Raw genomic sequence first — 22,814 nt, 5'->3', positions numbered from 1 at the left:
AGTTACAAGAGGTTATTGTTATTAATCAGTCTGTTTGCTCATAGATTCTACAACAGCTGCAATTTTTTGAGCGCTGTCTATTACAATTTTTTCTTGCTCGGCTTCAACCATAACACGAACAACAGGTTCTGTGCCTGATTTGCGCAGTAAAACTCGGCCTTTGTCGCCTAAAGCAAGCTCAACTTCTGCTACAGCTGAAAGTACCTCTGGCGCTTTTGTCGGATCTGTTCCAGCGGTATAGCGCACGTTAATCATTTTCATTGGATATTTAGTAAAACCAGCACCCAAATCTTGTAGTGTACGGTTTTGTGCAACCATAGCTGCAAGTACTTGCAAACTTGATATAATGCCATCACCCGTGCTAATTAAATCTAAATTTAATACATGGCCTGAGCTTTCACCGCCAATTTTCCAGCCTTTTTGCTGTAGTAATTCCATTACATAGCGGTCACCCACTTTACTGCGAGCAAACTCGATACCTTTTGCTTTTAAAGCATTTTCAAGACCCATGTTAGACATTACAGTGCCAACAACACCTCCACCCAACATATCATCTTCGGCAGCTTGGCAAGCAATAATATAAACTAAATCGTCACCATCAAATACACGACCATTATGATCAACCATCATTACACGATCGCCATCCCCATCGTATGCAATACCTACGTCAGCTTTAAATTCAAGCACTTTGCGTTTAAGGGTATCTACATGAGTAGCGCCACATTCATGATTTATATTAACGCCATTAGGCTCGCATGCATGTGTTATAACTTCAGCGCCAAGTTCGCGCATGACAGAAGGAGCTATATGGTATGTAGCGCCATTTGCGCAATCGACAACAATTTTAAGCCCTTCTAAAGATAACCCTTGGGGGAACTGGCTCTTACAAAACTCTATATAACGGCCGTCTGCACTAACTAAACGCGAAGCTTTACCTAATTTATCTGAAGCAACACATGTCATTTGCTCATCAAGCATCGCTTCAATTTGAAGCTCTACTTCATCGTCAAGCTTTAGACCCTGCCCATTGAAAAACTTAATACCGTTATCGTAATAAGGGTTATGTGAGGCACTAATTACTATACCTGCCTCTGCACGAAATGTTTGCGCTAAATACGCAACTGCAGGTGTCGGCATTGGACCCAGTAATACAACATCAATACCAGCGGCAATTAAACCAGCCTCAAGTGCAGTTTCAAGCATGTAGCCAGAAATACGCGTATCTTTACCTATAATGACTTTTTTAGTACCACTTTGAGATAATACGCGCCCTGCAGCCCAACCCAACTTCATTGCAAACTCAGGGTTAATAGGTGGCGTTCCTACTAGACCACGTACGCCATCAGTACCAAAATATTTTCTTTCTTTCATTTTGCAATTCCTTTCTCGCAGGCTTGATATACACCAAGTACGTCTGCGGTTTCTTTAACGTCATGTACACGAATAATTTTTGCGCCATTTTGCGCCGCGATTAACGCACCCGCTAAGCTGCCCGCTAATCGCTCATTTGTTTCTCTATTTAATAGATTACCTATCATCGACTTACGAGATAATCCGGCCAATAATGGCAAACCTAACTTGTTAAAATCATCAAACTTAGCCAATATTTGATAGTTATGGCTAAGTGTTTTTCCAAATCCAAAACCAGGGTCTAGAATAAGTCGCTCAAACTTAATCCCTGCTGTTTCACATGCTTTAATACGTTCACTAAAAAACATATTTATATCTGCAAACAGATTGTCGTAATGAGGTGCGCACTGCATGCTGCGGGGTTGCCCTTGCATATGCATTAAACAAATTGCTACATCTTCATACTGCGCAACCGTTTCTAAGGCGTTTATTTCTTGTAGAGCTCTTACATCATTGACTATATCTGCCCCAGCGAGTATTGCTTGCTCCATAACTTGCGCTTTACTAGTATCAATTGAAATAACGCAATCACTGTACTCACGTATCGCTTTAATAGCAGGAATTACTCGGGCTAGTTCATCTTTCAAACTCACATCTGGCGCGCCGGGGCGGGTAGACTCCCCCCCAATGTCTAAAATTTGCGCACCATCCCCTAACAATTGCATTGCGCGCTTTAGCGCTATTTTGGGGTCTAAAAACTGCCCGCCGTCAGAAAATGAGTCTGGCGTTACATTCAATATTCCCATAATAACAGGCTTTTCAATATTGAGCGTACGTCCTCTGGGAAGCTTTAATATATTAGTCATTGCCAACCTTTATTCTTTTTCTAAATAGCTGATACAAAAAAGCCCCGAAATTCGGGGCTTTCACTAACTATTTTAACGATTATTCAGCTTTATCATCAAGGTTTGTTTCATCTTTTTTCGATGAATCATCCGCTTTTTGACTTTCATCAAGCACTGGCTCTTGAGGCTCTTGCTCTTTTACCGGCTTAGCTTCATGGCGGTCATGAGCATCGCGCGGCTCACGCACTGGTTGGCGCGCCATTAAATCATCAATTTGCTTAGCGTCGATTGTTTCGTATTTCATTAACGCGTCTTTCATTGAGTGAAGAATATCAATATTTTCTTTTAATATTTCTTCTGCTCTTTGGTAGTTACGATCTGAAAACAAGCGTACTTCAGCATCAATTATTTTAGCAGTATCATCCGACATACTAGATGCACGGCTTCCGCCACCACCCATATACATCTCGTTTTGATCTTCAGCGTAAAGCAATGGACCTAGCTTTTCACTTAAACCCCAATGTGTAACCATTTTACGTGCAATATCAGTTGCGCGCTCAATATCGTTACTTGCACCCGTTGTTACTTTGTCAGCACCATAAATAAGCGCTTCAGCAATACGGCCACCATAAAGGCTTGAAATCATTGATTCTAAAAGCTCTTTTGAATGACTAACACGGTCTTGTTCAGGCAAGTACATTGTTACACCTAGCGCACGGCCACGTGGAATAATAGATACTTTGTAAACTGGATCATGTTCAGGAACCATACGGCCCACAATTGCGTGGCCTGCTTCGTGATATGCTGTCATTTCTTTTTCTTGCTCGCTCATCACCATGGTTTTGCGCTCTGCGCCCATCATGATTTTATCTTTAGCAGCGTCAAATTCAGCCATACTTACAACACGTTTATTACCACGTGCAGCATAAAGTGCAGCTTCGTTTACTAAGTTCGCTAAATCAGCGCCAGAAAAACCTGGTGTTCCACGCGCTATAAGAGCCGCCTCTACGTTATCGCCTAATGGCACTTTACGCATGTGTACTTTAAGTATTTGCTCACGACCACGGATATCAGGTAAACCAACTTCTACTTGGCGGTCAAAACGACCTGGACGAAGTAATGCAGGATCTAGAACATCTGGTCGGTTAGTTGCCGCAATAACGATAATACCTTCGTTACCACCAAAACCATCCATTTCTACTAGCATTTGGTTGAGTGTTTGCTCACGTTCATCGTTACCGCCGCCCATACCTGCGCCACGTTTACGACCAACCGCATCAATCTCATCTATAAAGATAATACAAGGTGCCGCTTTTTTAGCTTGTTCAAACATATCACGTACACGTGACGCACCCACACCGACAAACATTTCAACAAAATCTGAACCAGAAATTGTAAAAAACGGTACTTTCGCTTCACCCGCAACAGCCTTTGCAAGTAACGTTTTACCAGTACCAGGAGGACCAACCATTAGTACGCCTTTAGGAATACTACCGCCAAGCTTTTGAAACTTAGAAGGGTCACGTAAAAAGTCTACCAATTCGGTAACATCTTCTTTCGCTTCATCACAACCAGCAACATCTGCAAACGTTGTTTTAATTTGATCTTCGCTCATTAAACGAGCTTTACTCTTACCAAATGACATAGCGCCTTTACCGCCGCCGCCTTGCATTTGACGCATGAAGAATATCCATACACCAATAAGCAGTATCATCGGGAACCAAGAAATAAATATACTTGCTAAGAATGATTGCTCTTCAGGTTGTACACCCTTCACATTTACATCATTTTTAAGTAAATCATTTATTAAGTCTTCATCGTACATTGGCATCGTTGTTTGAAAACGTTCACCACTGCTCTTAGTACCAGTAATATTTCCTGTACCGCGGTCGATAATAACTTCTTGTAAAGAGCCACTGCGGACATCTTTAACAAATTGAGTGTAACTTGTTTGACGATCAACTTGCTCGCCACCATTAAAGCTCTGAAAGACTGACATCAGCACAACTGCAATCACCAGCCATAGTATTAAATTTTTCGCCATATCGCTCAAGGGGTTAACCTCTTGTATCCAATTAATTTAAATTCAACTAAACGCCAAGCAACTGTACTACAGTTTGTATCCAGTCGCTACTATATATACTTCCCGAGAACGGGCACGTGAGGCATCAGGTTTGCGTATTTTCACTGCTTTAAAACTATTACGTACATCTTGCAAGTATTGATCAAAGCCTTCACCTTGGAAAACCTTAACAATAAATGCGCCATTTTTCTTTAGTACTTGACTACACATATCCAGCGCAAGTTCTACCAAATACATACTACCCGCTTGATCTACTGAGTTATTACCACTCATATTTGGTGCCATGTCAGAGAGTACCACATCAACATTTTTACCATCAATACGTTTTAGCAACGCATTTAACACAGCTTCTTCACGAAAGTCACCTTGTAAAAAGTCAACACCCGCAAGTGAGTCCATAGGTAATATGTCACAGGCAATTACTTGACCTTTGTCACCTACTTTTTCTGCCAAATACTGTGACCAGCTTCCTGGAGCTGCTCCTAAATCAACAACGGTCATACCAGGGCGAAGTAACTTATCTCTATTTTGTACTTCATCTAATTTAAAAACCGCTCGTGAACGCCAGCCTTTTTTTTGCGCTTCTTGAACATATTTATCATCAAAATGTTCTTTCAGCCATCGCTGTGAACTGGCTGACTGTTTTTTATTTGTCATAAATTAACACGCAACTAATTAGTAATATTCTCTAGATGGCGTTAGAATACCCTTAATTCAAGCCATATTCAGCAAAATTTGTATAAACATGACATTATCAAACAAACAAAAGCAGTTTTTAAAAGGTCAGGCACATAGCCTCAAGCCTGTAGTTTTACTAGGTTCTAACGGTTTAACCGAAGGCGTAGTAGTCGAAATTCAAAGTGCATTAGAAATTCACGAATTAATCAAAGTTAAAGTTCCAACTGATGATCGTGAAACAAAAGCACTTATTTTTGAAGCAATCGTACGTGAAACTGGTGCGACTAAGCTACAAACGATAGGTCACACTATTGTGCTTTATCGTCAAAGTGTTGAGAAAAAAATACATTTACCACGTAACTAATTAATCCTATTTAAAGGATTTAGTACGTTTAAATTAAAAAACCAGCTTAATGCTGGTTTTTTGTTATATAACACTTTTTAATTTAAAAGCTCATTGTATGGTGCGTTACATCATAATCAGTGCCATTACTTCTGGGCTTATTATGCAATATAAAATACTGAGTAAATTGTGTCTCACTCATAGCTGGCACTTTTTCATTGGAGAGTAGTTCAGCCAGTTGCGGCGTCGTATTACTGTGCCCAATAACAACAACTACACCCTTTAGTTTGAGTAACTCATTTTTTAAATCACCTAGCTCACCTGCGTTATACACATTTAATTTGGTATTAAAATGTGCCTGCAAAGGTGCGGCTGTCTGCAACGTGCGTTTATAGTTGCTGCTAAAAAGATGTATATTTTGATGTTCTTTAAACAAAGTAACTAAATTATTTGCACGTGCCTTCCCCTCTTCTGAGAGCGCTGGGTTTTTCCCCGTTAACTTTTCGCTATGACGAAACAAATATACCTCGTCAGGTGCGGCAAATGCCAAACTACAATTAAATGACAAGGCTAAAAAAGTGATTGCTAATATTATTTTATTCATATTTTTTTACCTCGTTTGTATTCTAATAGCCTGTCGATAAATTCAGTTGTTAATTCATTTATTACGCCGGTTTCAGCATTAACGATTAAACTAAAACCAACATTTAAGTGGGGAAACACAACCACATCGCTTCTATATCCTTGCACCCAGCCACTATGATAGTAAAGCGTTTCATCAGCGTAATTATAAACCCGCCAACCTAGTCCGTAATAAGCCTCATTAAGGTGTTTTTTCCACACCCTGCGATGCATTTCTTTTTTTGTATGTGTATAAGGACGCGTTTGCTTTGCTAGAGTATCCAATGACAAAACATCAGGGTATTGCCCTAGCTGGGCTTTTAACCAAATGGCCATGTCATTTGCGCTTGCGTTTACACCCGCTGCAGGTCCCACTTTATAATAATTTTTTTTAAGCTTAGCGCTATACCAACGTTTTGTACCGCGCACGTGTGGTAATGCGTAATTTTCATCCTGAACCATAGATTCAAAACCTAAGCTGGCATCACTCATTTTTAAAGGCGCAAAAATAGTTTCTCGTAACCACTGCGCGTAACTTTTACCACTGCTTTGTAATATCACATTACCTATAAGGCTAAACATAACATTTTGATAACCGTAACATTCGCCTGGTTTGCAAATAGGTTTAACACTAAGTAATTTTTCAACAATACTGGGGTAATCCATACGAGACTCTATCAAATTATCGTACGCATTAGGCACTAACCCACTTGCATGACTTAGAAGGTGAAATACCTTTAAATCATCTTGATAAACAGTCCCTTTGAACTCAGTTATGTAATCGCTAACAGCTTTATCTAATTTAAGTAAACCCTCATTGGCTAATTTAGCTGATAACGAGCCTGCAAATGTTTTAGAAACAGACGCGAGCCTAAACCGGGTATGCTTATTTACTTTTTGTCCATTTCGGGTTTTAGTTACACCCATGGTGTGGATGTAGTCTGAGTTGTTTGTACTTACAATCGAAAGTGCAGCGCCTGGTATACCTTTATTTTTCAGTTTTTTTTGCGCATAACGGCCGTACTTTTTTACAAATGCATCCCAATCAGGATCTGCTTTTGCTGCAAAACTCACAGAGCTAAACAACAAACACAAAGCAGGTAGGCTATACAATAAAGATTTGAGATACTTCATTTTTATAAATTTTATCTTTTTAACTACATCTATGTAGATAATATCATGAAGTTTTGTTTGGACTAACGTACAATACGACGATTATTTGGTTTTTAGTGAGTGTTTAGTACTTATGCGTTTTTTAGTTGTGTCACTTTTTGTTATATTATCAACTGGTTGTACTCTTACAAAGCAGCCGGCCGAGCCACTGGCTATGCCATTAAAGCCAACATTAAAAAGTCAGACCTACCAGCTTGAGTACACCACAGAACACTCATCCCCAAAAGTTAAATCCGTTCAACTTCCTGCACATAAGGTAGTTAGAAACCAAACAGTAAAAATTATTACCGATAAGGCAAGTGTAACCGATAAACTTTTATCGCAAATTAGCCAAGCACTTAACGATAAACAGCTAAAAGTAACCACTAAAAATAACAGCGACTACACACTAACTATTCAGCAACTTGATTTAACTTTCACTGACGATGTTAAGTACGCAATAAAGCAACCTGAGAACCCTTTTACATTATATTCAGATATTGCTCAGCAATACCCAACTCAGGAATGCGCTGCAATATTTGCACAAGTAAGTATGCGCCTCACACACAAAGCATCAGGTGATGTTGTTTGGTTTGCTAAATCTTCTATTGATAGTGCAAGTTTTCATCGTGAGCCACTAGTTTATAGTTTCACCGAAGAGCAAAAAATAACTAATGAGCTTGAGGTTGTCGCTTTTGTCCATCAGCAAAATACTGATGAAGCCCGCATGGAAAGACTTGGAAAAGACATTCAAATTCCTCGGTACAAAACGTTGTCAAAGTTATCTAGCCTTGCCAAGCTTAGTGGTCCATGTAACAGAACAGAAGTAAGCGCATTAACGCCTATGATGCAGTTTTACTTAAGCAGTATATTAATCGATAAAATTAAAGTTCAGTAAATTAGGGTCTGTTGATCTTTACGGATTAAAATTTGTTCAAACTAGGGGCTATTTAATCGCGGCGCTCGGTTTGTAACCTAGTGGGCTCGATAACTGCTCCTGCGTTATTCTAATGGCTTACATCCATGTAAGAATAAGTAAAAACCGAGCAACAAAGCGTAAATAGCCCTTAGGAAGAACCCATTGGGCAGCGCCTGTTTGGCATTAATGCTACGTTATCGCCCATTTATGGGGAATAGCCACACTGCATAGGCTCTGCCTTGCTTATATACCAAACAGACTGCTGAAAATTTAACCTTGAAAGTTCAACAGACCTAACACTTACTACATTTTTTTACAGATTAAAGGAACGAATTAACAATATACTACGCCTAATAACAAATAATAATTAGGCCCCATAGGGATGAGAAACACTTTGCTTAACCATACTTTAGTTAGCATAACATTGCTTTTTTGCTTTATTTTTAGCACCACAAGTATGGCAAGTAATCGCTATTATGCAGACAATACGTTAGAGCCAACCCAAGGCTTTGCCTGGGATTGGAGTGCAGGTGCGGGCTTTTATGTTGAAGATTCTTACCTAATCGGTATCGAATCTTACGATAAGGGCGTTGAGCTTGATTTAAGTCTTGCTGTTTCTTACGATAAATTTTATCTTGATTTTGATCACAATCAACTCAGCGGTGGTCTTGTAATTGGTTACAGCCTTATAGATAAATTTGATTGGGGCTTAGATATACTTGGCACAAATACTCAAGCCGGGTTTGACGAAAAAGGCCTCGGGTTTTATAACCATGGTGTTATAAAAGAACTCCAAGGTATTAAAAAACGTAATTACGATTTTGATGTTGGTCTTAGGCTCTCGCGCCGATTTGAAAACTCACAATTCTCCTTTGAATACCTTCATGACATATCTGGTGCCCATAATGGCTGGGTTATAAATAGCTTTTTTAGCCACATTTTGCCATGGCGAAACTGGGAGTTTAGGTCTGGTGTTGGTTTAAGCGCCTACTCTGCTGACTTTACCAATTATTACTTTGGCATTGATAGCGATGAAGCCACCAGCCTTCGCCCGATTTATACCAGCAATGCCAGTACTAGTATTATCTTTGAGTTCCATGCTGAATATCCAATAAGCCAAGATTGGGTGTTTTTATCCGGTTGGCTTACTACATGGTTTTCAAAAGAAATTGACGACAGCCCAATTATTTCCCAAGGATATCAACATAAAGCCAAGGTAGGCCTACGTTATGTATTTTAGATGGATCTGGGTATTACTGATCTTTCCCAGTACCTTTACTGTTAAAGCGCAGGACCCCCCTGAAGCACTCATAGCACTACCCGACACTTGTGTTGCACTGCGCGAAGGGCGTAATTGCTATGCCGATGTCACACTTACGTGGGAGCAACCTATCATTGGCAATTACTGCCTACGCGATGCAACTTCAAAGTACATTATGCAATGTTGGCTAAAGCAACAAAGTGGTACTTTTAATTATGCTTTTGACTCACAGCAAAGCATTTCATTTGAACTATTTGATAGCAATACATCCAAAGTCATCAGTACAGCAGAAGTAAAACTACAATGGGTTTATCAAAACAGACAAAAAAAACGCCGCTGGCGACTATTTTAATACCAATCGCATTAGGGATATTTTATGGATAACTACGGCACTATTTTACTTGTTGAAGACGATGCATCACTAGCGCAATGGGTTGCTGAATATTTAACAGAGCAAGGCTATACAACGCATGTTTGTCATCGTGGTGACGAAGTTGTTAGCAAGGTCAAAACGTTAAACCCAAATATTGTGCTCCTTGATATTATGCTCCCGGGGCAAGATGGTATCAGCGTATGTAGAGAGCTTCGTAGCTTTTATAATTCGCCTATTATAATGCTCACCGCACGCGATGAAGAGATGGATGAAGTTATTGGTTTAGAAGTTGGCGCAAGCGACTACATAATGAAACCGGTGCGTCCGCGTGCATTACTAGCGCGAATAAAAGCAGCACTGCGTCAAAACAATGAACCAAATAAACCACAGGTTAGCCAAAGCATTATTCAAGTTGGTGCACTTAGTATTAATACCGAATCTAGAAATGTGACCCTTAACGAGCAAGATATAAACATATCAAGCGCCGAATATCTATTATTACACTACCTTGCAAGCAATGCAGGTCAAGTTGTCTCACGCGATGCCGTATTTAAAGCGACGAAAGGTAGAGAGTACGACGGGCTTGATAGAAGTGTTGATGTACTTATTTCTGCACTTCGTAAAAAATTTAATGATGATCCACAAAACCCCGAAAAAATTAAAACTATTTGGGGCCGTGGATATTTACTTGTTTCTACCGCGTGGTAATAGAGCGATGAATAAATAAATGAAAAAGTTTTATATATCGCTTCTAGGCAGTGCACTTTTATCTATTGTGGTATTGGGCTGGCTTATTGATGCTTTTAGTCAACAAGCGCATACCCCACAAGATGAATTTAGTCAGCAAAGTAAAATGATCATGGGTTTTAATAAGCAGTTAGCTAACATACCTACATCTGAGCGCAGCGATTATGTAAAACAACTAGCCCGAGAGTTTGATGTTTTAATTGACTACAAGCCAAATGAGTCACTCGCCTTACCACCTTCTTTATTATTACAAATGCACACGCCAGGTGGGCTGATTTTAGAGGATCAGCAAGGCTTTTATATGCTTTATAGTAGCGACGTTTTAAATCCTTTTCACTTATCAATGCGCTTAGATAAAATTTTTGATAGCGAGCAGCATAACGACATTATATTAACTCTACTATTTTACGCAGGCCTATGTGTATTTATGGGGTTTATTATCGCGCCCTTAGCTAAACGGCTAACTGTCTTAAATGAAGCCGCTAAAAAGTTTGCCTCTGGTAATGTTCAAGCCCGAATAAAGGTATCGCACTTTACCTATATAAAAGATGTGGAACTTACTTTTAACCGCATGGCTAGCCAAATAGAGAAACTCGTCGCCGAAAACAAACTAATGGCCTCGAGCTTGTCTCACGACATCCGCACCCCTATCGCGTGCCTGCGATTTGGTTTAGATGCGGCATTAGATAGCCATGATGAGCAAAAAGTAAAACAGTATTTAACCCGTATGGAAAACGATTTAGATCATATGGAATCGATGCTTAGTAGCTATTTAGCATTTGCTACTTTAGAGCAAAACGCGAATAAACTAACCTATTCATCAACCAATATTAAATCCTACCTTGAAGATATTTTAGTTCAACTTGCACCAAAACTTGAAATGCAAATGCTCAACGTACAACTCAATAGTACAGATAAAATAATAAATGCAGATCTTCACTGGCTGGCCCGTGCAATTACTAACTTATTAACTAACGCATGTGATTTTGCAAACCAACATATTTACCTCAGTGCAAAGTTACACGAGCAACAGCTTATAATAACGGTAGAAGATGACGGCCCAGGTATCGCACAAGAGAACTTTAGTAATGTATTTAGCCCATTTTTTAGAGAGGAAGATCACCGTAACAGAGCCGATAAGAGTTATGGCCTTGGCCTAGCCATTGTTACCAAGGTAGCTGATTGGCATCATGGCAGCGTTAAAGTAAGTAAAAGCACCCAGTTAGGGGGGGCGTGCTTTACTCTCACTATTGCACAGCACCATAATCCGTAAAGCAATAGTTACAGACTGTAATTAACAATTATTAAACAAAATCAACTCGTTATTTTAAACGACTTAATAACAACAATTAAAATCGATGGTTATAACATACACTTTACTTATTAATTTGTGCTAGATCAGCAAATAAGCACTTTTTATTTTTTTACATTTCCAGTAGATTGTCACCGCCGTCACACAATAGAGAAGTACAATAATATGAGCGCAGTTAGAGGCGAGTTTAGCTCTCGCTTTGGTTTTATTATGGCCGCCGCGGGTTCTGCCGTTGGTTTGGGCAATATTTGGGGATTCCCTACACAAACAGCAAGTAATGGCGGTGCTGCATTTTTAGTCGCATATTTAGTGCTTGCGTTCTTTTTAGCCTACCCTGCTTTAATGGCTGAACTTATGATTGGACGTCATGGCCAAGCAAACGCAGTGTCATCACTTCAAAAAATATCTAATAAGTCATGGCAAAAACACTTTGCTTTTGCTGTTGGTTTTGGCGGTATTTTATGCGCTGGCTTTATACTAAGCTTTTACGCCATTGTTGCCGGTTGGATGCTCAGCGCCACAGCTGAACCCATAGCCACTTTAGTTGGTGCCAACACAGCATCTACATGGTTAAGCGAGCAATCACTTACTCGAAATATTATATTCACTATGATCTTTATCGTACTAACTGTCGCTATTATAAGTAGAGGCGTTGAAAACGGTATTGAGAAGTGGTCTAAGCGTTTAATGCCTGCACTTTTAGGCATTTTATTTGCACTTATTGCTTATGTAATGACGCAAGATGGTGCTATGGAAGGCTTAAAAGCCTACTTAGTTCCTGACTTTTCATCTATTTTTGACGCAAAACTATTAGTAAGTGCATTAGGGCAAGCTTTCTTCTCTTTATCGCTTGGCACTAGCGTAATGATTATTTACGGCTCGTACATTAGTAAAAAAGAAAATCTTGTTTCTTTAGGTGCCTATGTGACCCTTATTGATGTATTTATAGCCTTTGTTGCAGGTTTACTGATTATTCCGGCTATGTACGTAGCACAAGCTCAAGGCGTTGAAATATTCTCGGCCACAACGGGTAAGCTACTCTCTGAAGATACATTAGTGTTTCAGGTACTCCCCGCTTTATTTGATGGAATGGGCGAAGTTGGCTTATTTGTGGGTTTTTCATTTTTTGCGTTAATGAGTATTGCCGCTTTAACATCATCTATTTCAATGTTAGAGGCGCCAGTATCATACACCGTAGAGCGCTTTGGGATGAAACGCGTTCAAGCAACGTGGTTAATTGGGGCGCTAATCGCTATCGTCAGTATTACAATTGTGTGTAACCTTAGCAGCTTATTTGGCTTAGTAATCACTCTCACTACAAAAGTAGCTCAGCCTTTACTTGGTCTTATGTGTTGTATATTTGTAGGCTGGATTTGGTATAGAGGCTCATTACTAAAAGCAATTCAAGAGGGTAACCCTGAAGTTCACAATACATTGTTTTGGAAAATATGGCCTTGGTATACTAAGTTTGTATGTCCACTGGCTATTGGCATGGTGTTTTTACATTCACTATTGAGCTAAATGATACCTTAGCCTTAAAATAGTTTTAAATAAAATAGCCCACATTAGTGGGCTTTTTTATAGCTGCTTCAATTGGATTCATTGAGTGAGTTTTAAAATCATATCTTGATGAGGTATACCGTCTTCTAGATATTCACTTTTGTAATCTTCAAAGCCAAAGGAGCGGTAAAAATCAAGTAAGTAGGTTTGTGCGCCAATATAAATATCTCGTTCAGGCCACCGCTCTTTACAACATTCTATAGCTTTACTTACAAGTACAGTGGCGTAGCCTTTGCCACGCGCACTTTTACTTACCAGCACGCGTCCTATTGCGCTGTATTGCTCATTTTTTTCATAGCATCGGGCATAAGTGTGTAGCCGCCCATTGTCTAGTGTATATAAATGCTGTGTATTTAAATCAATATCTACATCATCAAGTTCAGGGTAAGGGCACGCCTGCTCTACAACAAATACGTCTACACGTCCTCGCATAATAGTAAAAAGAGTATGCGCATCTAAAGCATTAAACTGCTCACATTTAAATTGCATTTTAAATCCTATAAACAATAAACCCAGCCTAGGCCGGGTTTAATAAAATTATTCACTTGTTAGTTTATATTAAGCAAATAAGCGCTCTAGTTGGTCGCACAACTGCGATAAATTCACGTGGTCATGCTCTATCGTTAAATCTACATAACCATCGCCTCTAAAGGCCCTGTCTAGCTCTATAAGCACGTGTGTTTTATGTGCCTCTGGTACAAATGACAACTCGATCTCTTGAATGCCAAATAAACTACGGCTATTTGGCTTATATTCAAGTTCCTGATAACAGCCCGATAACGATTGAAATGTTGAAGCGCGCAAATGGCCTTTTTCTACATCAGCCTTCATTAAGCTAAAACCTAGCTTTTCCATCGCCTGCATGCACGTTTTAACAGCTTCATTAGGGTAAATATGTAAATGGTCTTTATCGCTCGGATCAAGTGCTAAATCAATATCTAAACCTGTTTCAAGCCACACATGGGATTGATTGTAACCTGCATTAATTTCTGTAATAGGTGTTTCAGAATGAAGACGTGCTTCAAAAGGGATACTTTTAACTTCGCCAGGCTCAATTGTACCTATATCTGTAATTCGCCATTGGTCAATCACATGATTGGTAAAATAATCGCCATCATCACCTGCCACTTTAACACGGGTCATAAGTAATAAATCTAAGCCTGCAATATCTTGGCTAACATCACCTGCGGTAATGACTATTTGTGCATTAAAAAGCTGACCAGGTTGTAGGTGTTCAGTCTCTAAAACAGTATCTACTTTTGCAGCACCAATACCTACCGACGCTAAAATCTTTTTAAACATATATTTCTCCTTAAGCTGAACGGTTCTATTATTTGCTCTTGCTTAAACTTCTTCGTTATCGCATCTTAACCATATTTAAAAGCCAATGTCAGTGAAAAAATGTTATTTACATGCTATTTACGATTAAATATATGTTTGATGCGCATTTTTTATACACAGCTAGGCAAGTATTTGATTAGACGCGTTCATTTTTAGGTCTATTTTTATTTTCAATGGTATAAATTTTTCGTTACACTGCAACCCCAAATGAAGTGATATTAAGAATTATGGAACTAATCTATTTTGCCGCCGCGTTTGTGTGTGGCTTTGCTGTTTATCAGTTAAAGCTGCCTCCTCTTATTGGATTTTTATTAGCAGGTTTTGCTTTAAATTTATCGGGTTATAAAAGTACAGAGTTGCTCGATACAATAGCAGCACTTGGCGTAACCCTTCTTCTTTTTAGTATTGGTTTAAAGCTAAAGGTAAACAGTTTAATTAAACCCCAAGTGTGGGCGCCTGCAACATTGCATATTATTTTTAGCAGCGCGCTTTTTAGTGGCTTTATGTTATTGCTTGGTGTTTTCGCTATTCCACTGTTTATTGATTTAAGTTGGCAAAGTGCTTTATTAGTTGGGTTTGCGCTTAGTTTTTCAAGTACTGTATTTGCAGTAAAAGTGCTTGAAGAACGCGGAGAAATGGCAAGCCTTCACGGTAAAATAGCCATTGGTATACTAGTCATGCAAGATATCTTTGCTGTTATCTTTTTAGCGATTAGTACAGGTAAAATTCCAAATGTATGGGCAATTGCATTAATAATTGCTCTGCCTTTATTACGACCTGTCATGTATGGCGTATTAAATCGCTCTAAACATGGTGAACTATTACCATTATTTGGTTTTTTCTTTGCTTTAGTTGCTGGTTATCATGCATTTGAATTTGCAGGATTAAAAGGCGACCTAGGCGCACTCATAATTGGGATGATGTTTGCACCACATAAAAAAGCAGGAGAACTATCAAAATCTCTGCTTAATTTAAAAGACATATTATTAGTCGGTTTTTTCTTAAGTATTGGCTTGAGCGCAGAGCTAACCACTAGCTCATTAATCGTTGCTATTATACTTGTTTTAGTTTTACCTATTAAAATAGCGCTTTATTACGTGTTCACAAATATATTCAAACTACGCGCACGTACATCATTACTTACCGCCTTTAGTTTATCTAACTACAGTGAATTTGGGTTAATTGTATGTGCAGTAGCAGCTAGCACAGGCATGATCACTTCTGAGTGGCTGGCCGTAATGGCAATTGCTGTTTCTATTACCTTTGTAATTGCCTCGCCGTTAAATAAGCGCTCAAACGAGCTATACGTAAAAATAGAGCACTGGCTATTAAAGTTTGAAAGCAAAACTCGTTTAGCTGAAGAGCTACCTGTTAACCTAAACGATACTAAAATAGTCATTTTTGGTATGGGACGTATTGGTACTGGTGCTTATGAAACAATCAACGCGACTCACCCAAATGTTGTTGCAGGCATAGATATAAAACCTGAAGTGGTAGATAAGCACGTTAACAGAGGCCGCAACGTATTAATTGCTGATGCAACAGATCCTGACTTTTGGCAACGAGTAAATCATTCGCAAGTAGAAATGGTCATGCTTGCAATGCCAAAGCATATGCAAAATATTTTTGCGCTAGAGCAACTACAAGCCTCAGGTTATAAAGGCCAAGTAACAGCTATTGCAAACTACCCTGATCAACAAAAAGAGCTAGAAGAAATGGGTGTTCATTCTACTTATAACTTTTACTTAGAAGCAGGTAGTGGTTTTGCAGAGCACGTTAAACAAGAGCTATTTAACGAATAATCACTTTTTATAACGTCTATAAATAACAAAGCCTTAAAATCATTAAGGCTTTGTTATTAGTTTTTAAATGAAAAGCAATTCTATTTACATTCCTTTACAAGCCATTTCACCACGACCATAAAAAACAGGTAGACTATCCATGTTGGTTAAATAAAACCCCATGTTCTAATAATAACTTAATTAGATCCCAGCTAATTAAAGTTCAACTAGGTTTATATTAATCAACAAAAAATTATTAAATCAGAGGGCCTACTCCCTCGCAAAATAGGCTGTTTCTTGCCCGTCACAGCCTATTTTATATTTCTAAAATCCCTTACACTTACGCAGACTTTAAAACCTAAGTAACTCTTATGGATCCAAAACAATTAAAAATAGCTGTAAATACAACGATGCCTTTTGGGAAATATGCTGGGCGCCCTTTATTACTACTACCAGAACCTTATTTGGTGTGGTTCAAACAGCAGGGATTTCCTAACTCGAAACTTGGTAGCCAACTAGCGATGATGTATGAGGTTAAACTAAATGGCCTTGAGCAAATGTTAATGCCATTACTTGAAAAAAATAAAAAATAATTGAGAACTTTTTTAAATACTTGCGGTCTATTATATTGCTACTTGTTGATTTTGGTTTTTAACCGCAAAAAAAGCGCCTTAGGCGCTTTTTTTATGTCTTAAATTTAAGAGGTAAATATACAATAAATTTAGCACCACCTAAGCTTGAGCTTTCTGCTTTACACTCTCCTTGGTGCCACGACACAATTTTAGCAACTATAGCAAGCCCTAAACCAAAGCCACCAGTGTCCTTGCCTCTACTTTTATCTAATCGAGTAAAAGGCTTAAATACGTTTTCTCGCTCAACGGGGTCAATCCCTTCACCATCATCTTCAACAATCAATACGATGTGAGTTGCCTCTTGTAGCAATGAAATTTTGACTTGTTGATGAGTGTATTTGAGCGCATTGCCAATTAAATTTTGAAATACTCGCGCCATAAAGTGGCTATCACAGTAGTAATTTAAATGCTCAGGGAGGTTTATAGAGAGCGTTGTTCTAGCTTCAAAATTTAGCTTTTCAACAGTGGTTTTTACCAGCCCAGCTAAATCGCAGTTTATTGGCTGTAAACTTGGTTGTTGAGAGTCTAATCGCGCGTATTCAAGCATTTCAGAAACTAGTGACTCAAGCTCACTAATATCTGTTTGCATGTTTGTTAGGTATTTTTCGCCTTTTTCGTCAAGCATTTGTTCTTGTAACATTACAATTGCAAACTTTAAACGTGCTAATGGCGTTCTAAACTCATGGGATACCGATGAGGTAAGTTCTTGCTGTGCACTAAGCAAAAACTCAATGCGTTGCTGCATTACCTTTAATGTATCAGTTATAGGTAAAAAGAAAGACTTAGAAGAGTCGTTTAGTTGGAAGTCTTGCAACCCCTCTACCGCTTCACACGCTTTACGTAGCTTTGCAAAGTCACGCCAAAGTAAAAAGCTCCACAGCCCAACTGGTATACCTACAATAATAAGTAGTAATAAATACGGCCAAACAGAAGATGATTGCTGCGTTAATACGCCTACCGGTCCTACTTGAAGTAATGAATCATTACCGAGATCTACATACCAAACAATGCGTTGTTGCTTATCATACAAATATAAGTAGTGGTTTTGATTTAGCTGCGATTGTTGTTTTTGAGGAAGTATTAAATCACGTCGTTCAATCACTTTACTTTCAAAGTTATGCTTTAGTTTTTTAAGACCATTTGGGGTTTGTGAAAGCAACCACAGTGATTGCCCAAACTCATCGTCTAAGAAGACCTGCTGCTGCGACTCTTCATAGGGCCACAGCTGCTCAATAACACCACTTACAACAAATAATGAAACAATGATATATAAGTATAAGCTGGTAAACAGTTTTCCCATTACAGCCGATTAACCTTAAATAGTTCTAAAGATCCCATGCATCAGAAACAAATAAATAGCCTTGTCCCCATACGGTTTTTATACGATACGGCTTATCACTATTATCGCCTAATTTTTTACGAATTCGTGATACGCGTACATCCACAGTTCTATCAAGTCCGTCGTATTGACGGCCAATCATATGTTGGTGCACATGTTCTCTGCTTAGTACTTCACCCGCATTTGACGCTAATAGCCATAGTAGTTCAAACTCGTGCGAAGTTAATACAATCTCTGAATCACTTAGTTTTACAATACGGCTTGTTTTATCGATGACTAAATCACCAAACTGCAGTTCTTCACTAGATTTTACTATTGGTTGCCCACGTCGTAGTAATGCATTGATCCGCGCTAGTAATACACGTGGCTCTGCTGGTTTTATTACATAATCATCAGCACCAAGTTCTAAACCAAGCACTTGGTCGAAGTCTTCACCTTTAGCAGTCAACATTAAAATTGGTAGAGTAAATTTATCTCTTACTTGGCGGCAAACGCTAAAGCCATCTTTACCTGGCAGCATAACGTCTAGAATCATTAAATCGGGTGTATTGTTTTCTAGGTAATTAAACACTTCGTCACCGCGCTCCAACACTTCGACTTCAAGGCCATTATGTTCAAGGTAATCTTTTGTTAGCTGTTGTAAACCGAGATCATCTTCAACAAGTAAAATTTTTGGCATTAGTTGCTCCTAAATTAAAAAAAGCTCCACGGAGAGCGAAGCCTACGCCTATTTTTTTTAGCATGGGCGCTTTGTACTTCAACCTGTGTTTTTGCTATTAACACACCCGTATGAGGATTGATTAAGGAGTATATGGTCTCCACCTGAACACGCGCTTTATAATTAAATTGCCCAGAACGCTGCTGCTGCCAGCATTGAAGTAGTTGTTCTTGTTGATACAAACAGACATCACTATAGGTGTTTAATAGCCATTTAAACTGTAAATCAAGATCGCAAAAATCCTGCTGTTCGGAAACCACGCAGACTTTTGGAGAAACACTAAAAACAGGGGTTTGTGCCACACTAAAACCACTAAAAAAAGTGGTAATAAACACAACTAATATTGAATACTTCATATTAAAAAGTACGATCGAATCCTATAAATGCAGTCATTGAATAAGTACGTTCAAAGAGCGGACTGCCATCCATAGCCGAATAGTCGTAATATGCTACATGAAAACGAAGAGAGTCAGCCTTACTCAGTGGCCAACGGGCGTCGATTTTAGCATAAGGTTGCCAACTACTACCAACGTCTATTTTGCCAAATTGAGTTTCACCCTCATTAAGTCCATAAAAATAGCTATTTAGTTCCGCAGATTTATAGTTTATTCCAAGTGTTGGCTTTATTTTAAGCTTTCCTAGCACAGTATGATATTGCCACTGCAATGCACCGCGTACACCTCGATAAACATCGGTTATATCATGCAGAGCCTGAACTGAAAAAACATGGTCATCATTTACATAGTGATATGCAATACCCGCATCCAAGGCAATTTGCCGTTTATGCAAATTATCAATATCAGCGTAGCGAGAGGACGAGGCTTCATTTTGCATTACAAACTGATTATTAAGAGCACTACTTTGCAATGCAAATACATTTTTAGGGTGCCAGTCTATAAAAAAGCGAGATTCAGAGTTGAGTTCACTAACTAGATTAAAGTGATGCTTTGGGGATTGTGAAAATGAATAGCCAAGGCGGCCATTATCAAAAAACCATTGCTCTGCATAAAACGCAATTTGTGGAATAAGCACAAGCGGAATATTATCTCCACCATGCAAAGGGTTGGTTATAACTCCAGCCCCAACGCTTAAACTCAAATGCAGGCGATCAGTTGTTATATCTTGCTCTTTATAATCGTCAGCATGCTTGCTTGCCTGTGTTGCTTGCACCGAAAGGCAAGCAAACAAAGTGCTAAAACATAGAGCAGTTAATAAGGAGAAGGAATACCGCATCAGCGTACATCAAAGTATTAAATTAAGTAAGTTCCCCATACTAGCAAGGTCTTTTTAAACTAGCTCTAGCTGGTTACAATTATTCACAATTTGTATACACAAATGTTAACTTTTGTGTTTTTGAAGTGACAAACCCTTCAAATTAGTTATGTGCGTTGGCTAACCTGGCACTGCTTTGAGAAACTTTGGAAATGAGGGATAACCTCGCAAATGCTTTAATTCAAATAAAATCTGCAGGAAGCCAACTCTAACAACTTTTTTTATTAACCTTACAAGCTACTAGGTTACCAAAGTTAATAGCGGCTTTAGCCGTAATAAATCAAGCTTCTGATGCTTATTAAATATCAGGGGCTATTTCTATTCGGTTTCGGCCATGTGTTTTTGCGATATATAAGGCTCTATCTGCACGCTCAACTAAAACTGAGCTATTAGTAAATGGACGTAAAATAGCTAAACCAAAACTTGCAGAAATAGCACGTTTAGCTGTTATATCATGCTTTTTACGAATCGCTAATTTCGCAATAGCTAAACGTATACAATCGGCAAACGCTATTATATCGTTAATAGTGTCAAAATAAGCTGTTATACAAAACTCTTCGCCACCGTATCTATATATATTTGCTGTTTCAGTTGTATTTTCTCTCACTTTTTTGGCAACTAACCTCAACACTTCGTCACCCTTTTGATGACCAAAGTCATCGTTAAAACGTTTAAAGTGATCAATATCAAACATAATTAGTACGGCAAGAGAATCTTCCTGTGCTTTCTCTGAGTATTCTAAACAAAATTTTACGATATCTGAATCAAACTTACCTCGGTTATAAAACCCCGTAAGCGTGTCGGTATCAGCTGCTTCTTTTGAAATATTAAGTGCTTCTTTTAAATCTTTTATTTCGTTGTAAGCAACAGCTAACTTAGTTTGAAATTCTCTAGCATAATCCTGCATAGCAATAGAATCGTCGGTTAAGCGCTCTACACAACCTAATATTTCATTATAAGAATTTACATCAGCAAGCATATTTAATTCATTTTGTGAATCAACTAAACTTGTTGTAAAGCTTTTGGAATGCTCAAGCGTGGTGCTTATATCTTGCTGGACCTGCTCCATAGTTGTATGGAACTTTTCAGTCATTTCTTGAAAGAAAGCCAGATCGTCTTGCGTTAAATGCTTATCAAAAATTTCTTTTGCTTTGTCTTGTGAGCATGTTTGTTGCTCAGCAATAACATGGTCTAATTCAGCATTTAATGAAGGGTTACTCCCTTGAATGTAACAGTACCAAATTGCATAGTTGATAGGCGTAACCGGCATGCGGTATTTTACCATCAAAGGAATCGCCTTTTTAAGGCATTGAGCAGAATGAGCAAGTGATACGGCGTGGTTCATAAATAAACTCTCAAGCGTCATTGTTTTTATTATTAGCACTCAATGTTAAGTAATAGTAAACTCATACGCAACCTATATTAATACTATTTAACTAATTTGCTTGCTCTGTGTGCATATTAAATTGCTTTTGCTTCTAAAGTTTGCGCAATATTCCACAACGCACTGATTGCAGGGTCATTTAACTCTTTTCTTAATACCGCCAAACCGATATCAAACCCTTCAGGTGCTTGCATTTTTGGTGTTAGGATTTGTACCTTATCTTGCAGCGGGCTGTTATCTAGCACTATTTTAGGGACCATTGCGACGCCTAGCCCTAAGCTCACCATAGATACCATTGCTTCATGTCCTGCAACTTGGGCGTAGATTTTTCCGTGAATATTATTTTTGCGCCACCAGTGCTCTAACCTTCGGCGAGAAAAACCTTGTTCTGGGACAATAAACTCTAAATCAGACCAATTAATGTCATCACTATTTTGTGTAAGCTTTTGTGTGATCGGACATTGAATTTTTGGGCCAATTAATAAAAGTGGTGAGTGCCCAATATCAACAAAGGCAATTTGCGACGGTAATTTATTAGGCTTAGCTGCAATTGCCATTAATTCGTGGCCATCTAGGACACGATTTATAGCAAGTGCTGGGTCACCGGTATTTAATGTTATTTCTATGTACTGATGCTGCGCACGAAGTTGTTCTAATATTTGATGTAAAAAACTATAAGATGCAGTTACAGAACAATAAATACTTACTTTGCCGTAAATATGCTGTTGTGGGTCTTTTACATTCGTTTTAAAACGTTGCCAATTAGCAAGCGTTGCCGTTGCGTAATCAATAAAGGACTCCCCCTCACGCGTTAATTTAACGCTTCGGTTATCGCGGATAAACAATGCCACTCCAACTTCTTCTTCCAAGTGTTTTATATTTCGGCTCAAAGTGGGTGCGCTTATGTGGCAAAGCTCACTTGCGCGCCCAAAGTGAAGTGTTTTAGCCAACGCTAAAAAGTAGTTTAAGTGCTTATGTTCCATCCAACCCCCTGTATTTCATATTATGAAACACTTTAATTCAAATATATCATTTTACGCAAGCAACGATTTTACATATGGTGTTTGTAAGCGCAGTAAACATTGCGCATCTAACAAACATGA

General features: G+C 38.7%; 23 protein-coding genes. 9 read left to right on the top strand and 14 right to left on the bottom strand.

Annotated elements, in window-relative coordinates:
- Positions 1-21: 21 nt before the first annotated feature.
- The 4 genes from glmM to rlmE form a co-directional block, all read right to left on the bottom strand.
- Positions 22-1,371 (bottom strand): phosphoglucosamine mutase, encoded by a 1,350-nt coding sequence (gene glmM, locus H5160_RS06820; RefSeq protein WP_002962765.1) that lies wholly within the window; start codon positions 1,369-1,371, stop codon positions 22-24.
- Positions 1,368-2,216 (bottom strand): dihydropteroate synthase, encoded by an 849-nt coding sequence (folP, locus tag H5160_RS06815; protein WP_182737114.1) that lies wholly within the window; start codon positions 2,214-2,216, stop codon positions 1,368-1,370. The genes glmM and folP overlap by 4 nt, the downstream gene beginning before the upstream one ends.
- Positions 2,217-2,295: 79 nt before the next feature.
- Positions 2,296-4,239, bottom strand: a complete 1,944-nt coding sequence (gene ftsH / locus H5160_RS06810) for an ATP-dependent zinc metalloprotease FtsH (RefSeq protein ID WP_033013425.1) — start codon at positions 4,237-4,239, stop codon at positions 2,296-2,298.
- Between the two features lie 66 nt (positions 4,240-4,305).
- A complete protein-coding gene (gene rlmE / locus H5160_RS06805) occupies positions 4,306-4,935 on the bottom strand; it encodes a 23S rRNA (uridine(2552)-2'-O)-methyltransferase RlmE (protein WP_002963155.1) in 630 nt (209 codons plus the stop codon).
- An 88-nt stretch (positions 4,936-5,023) separates the two neighbouring features.
- Between rlmE and yhbY the strand changes: the two genes are divergently transcribed.
- On the top strand, positions 5,024-5,320 hold the full coding sequence (gene yhbY, locus H5160_RS06800; RefSeq protein ID WP_002963153.1) for a ribosome assembly RNA-binding protein YhbY: 297 nt from the start codon (positions 5,024-5,026) through the stop codon (positions 5,318-5,320).
- Between the two features lie 82 nt (positions 5,321-5,402).
- Here the strand turns inward: yhbY and H5160_RS06795 are convergent, their stop codons facing one another.
- Together H5160_RS06795 and H5160_RS06790 are read right to left on the bottom strand one after the other, a co-directional pair.
- Positions 5,403-5,903 (bottom strand): histidine phosphatase family protein, encoded by a 501-nt coding sequence (locus tag H5160_RS06795; protein WP_002963152.1) that lies wholly within the window; start codon positions 5,901-5,903, stop codon positions 5,403-5,405.
- Entirely contained in the window at positions 5,900-7,054 is a 1,155-nt protein-coding gene (locus H5160_RS06790; RefSeq protein WP_024597089.1) for a serine hydrolase, read from the bottom strand. The genes H5160_RS06795 and H5160_RS06790 overlap by 4 nt, the downstream gene beginning before the upstream one ends.
- A gap of 112 nt (positions 7,055-7,166) precedes the next feature.
- Here H5160_RS06790 and H5160_RS06785 point away from each other — a divergent pair, with 112 nt between their 5' ends.
- The 6 genes from H5160_RS06785 (at position 7,167) to H5160_RS06760 (ending at position 13,205) form a co-directional block, all read left to right on the top strand.
- Positions 7,167-7,970, top strand: a complete 804-nt coding sequence (locus H5160_RS06785; protein ID WP_182715992.1) for a hypothetical protein — start codon at positions 7,167-7,169, stop codon at positions 7,968-7,970.
- Between the two features lie 478 nt (positions 7,971-8,448).
- Positions 8,449-9,231 (top strand): MipA/OmpV family protein, encoded by a 783-nt coding sequence (locus H5160_RS06780; RefSeq protein ID WP_259416829.1) that lies wholly within the window; start codon positions 8,449-8,451, stop codon positions 9,229-9,231.
- On the top strand, positions 9,221-9,604 hold the full coding sequence (locus tag H5160_RS06775; protein ID WP_024597091.1) for a DUF3019 domain-containing protein: 384 nt from the start codon (positions 9,221-9,223) through the stop codon (positions 9,602-9,604). The genes H5160_RS06780 and H5160_RS06775 overlap by 11 nt, the downstream gene beginning before the upstream one ends.
- A 24-nt stretch (positions 9,605-9,628) precedes the next feature.
- Positions 9,629-10,333, top strand: coding sequence for a response regulator transcription factor (locus H5160_RS06770; protein WP_004335749.1), 705 nt, complete (start codon positions 9,629-9,631; stop codon positions 10,331-10,333).
- Positions 10,334-10,352: 19 nt separating this feature from the next.
- A complete protein-coding gene (locus tag H5160_RS06765) occupies positions 10,353-11,645 on the top strand; it encodes a HAMP domain-containing sensor histidine kinase (RefSeq protein WP_182682682.1) in 1,293 nt (430 codons plus the stop codon).
- A 204-nt stretch (positions 11,646-11,849) separates the two neighbouring features.
- Positions 11,850-13,205 (top strand): sodium-dependent transporter, encoded by a 1,356-nt coding sequence (locus tag H5160_RS06760; RefSeq protein ID WP_182672328.1) that lies wholly within the window; start codon positions 11,850-11,852, stop codon positions 13,203-13,205.
- A 78-nt stretch (positions 13,206-13,283) separates the two neighbouring features.
- Here H5160_RS06760 and H5160_RS06755 read toward each other — a convergent pair whose 3' ends face one another.
- The gene (locus H5160_RS06755; protein ID WP_182712663.1) at positions 13,284-13,733 is read right to left on the bottom strand and encodes a GNAT family N-acetyltransferase; all 450 of its coding nucleotides are present in this window, start codon (positions 13,731-13,733) and stop codon (positions 13,284-13,286) included.
- Between the two features lie 69 nt (positions 13,734-13,802).
- Positions 13,803-14,546 carry a sporulation protein gene (locus H5160_RS06750; RefSeq protein WP_004335740.1) on the bottom strand — a complete coding sequence of 248 codons (744 nt, stop codon included), beginning with the start codon at positions 14,544-14,546 and terminating at the stop codon, positions 13,803-13,805.
- A 266-nt stretch (positions 14,547-14,812) separates the two neighbouring features.
- On the opposite strand from H5160_RS06750, the gene H5160_RS06745 reads away from it, so the two are divergent.
- Together H5160_RS06745 and H5160_RS06740 are read left to right on the top strand one after the other, a co-directional pair.
- Entirely contained in the window at positions 14,813-16,387 is a 1,575-nt protein-coding gene (locus H5160_RS06745; RefSeq protein WP_004335737.1) for a cation:proton antiporter family protein, read from the top strand.
- Positions 16,388-16,737: 350 nt separating this feature from the next.
- Positions 16,738-16,959: a DUF3820 family protein gene (locus H5160_RS06740; RefSeq protein WP_024594942.1), complete on the top strand. Its 222-nt coding sequence runs from the start codon at positions 16,738-16,740 to the stop codon at positions 16,957-16,959.
- A gap of 91 nt (positions 16,960-17,050) precedes the next feature.
- Here H5160_RS06740 and H5160_RS06735 read toward each other — a convergent pair whose 3' ends face one another.
- From H5160_RS06735 to ilvY, 6 genes are all read right to left on the bottom strand, one after another.
- Complete coding sequence (locus H5160_RS06735; RefSeq protein ID WP_004335732.1) at positions 17,051-18,298, bottom strand: ATP-binding protein; 1,248 nt, start codon at positions 18,296-18,298, stop codon at positions 17,051-17,053.
- Between the two features lie 25 nt (positions 18,299-18,323).
- Complete coding sequence (locus H5160_RS06730) at positions 18,324-19,016, bottom strand: response regulator (RefSeq protein ID WP_024589922.1); 693 nt, start codon at positions 19,014-19,016, stop codon at positions 18,324-18,326.
- A gap of 14 nt (positions 19,017-19,030) precedes the next feature.
- Complete coding sequence (locus tag H5160_RS06725) at positions 19,031-19,411, bottom strand: DUF3019 domain-containing protein (protein ID WP_024594944.1); 381 nt, start codon at positions 19,409-19,411, stop codon at positions 19,031-19,033.
- Position 19,412: 1 nt separating this feature from the next.
- On the bottom strand, positions 19,413-20,225 hold the full coding sequence (locus H5160_RS06720; protein WP_182715994.1) for a MipA/OmpV family protein: 813 nt from the start codon (positions 20,223-20,225) through the stop codon (positions 19,413-19,415).
- Between the two features lie 400 nt (positions 20,226-20,625).
- The gene (locus tag H5160_RS06715) at positions 20,626-21,672 is read right to left on the bottom strand and encodes a GGDEF domain-containing protein (protein WP_182715995.1); all 1,047 of its coding nucleotides are present in this window, start codon (positions 21,670-21,672) and stop codon (positions 20,626-20,628) included.
- Between the two features lie 116 nt (positions 21,673-21,788).
- Entirely contained in the window at positions 21,789-22,694 is a 906-nt protein-coding gene (gene ilvY, locus H5160_RS06710) for an HTH-type transcriptional activator IlvY (RefSeq protein ID WP_182737111.1), read from the bottom strand.
- Positions 22,695-22,814: the final 120 nt, after the last annotated feature.

The sequence above is a fragment of the Pseudoalteromonas sp. SG43-4 genome, assembly GCF_014164325.1.
Classification (GTDB): domain Bacteria; phylum Pseudomonadota; class Gammaproteobacteria; order Enterobacterales; family Alteromonadaceae; genus Pseudoalteromonas; species Pseudoalteromonas distincta.
Note: the sequence above shows the minus strand (reverse complement) of the source record. Positions and strands in the feature narration are given on the sequence as shown.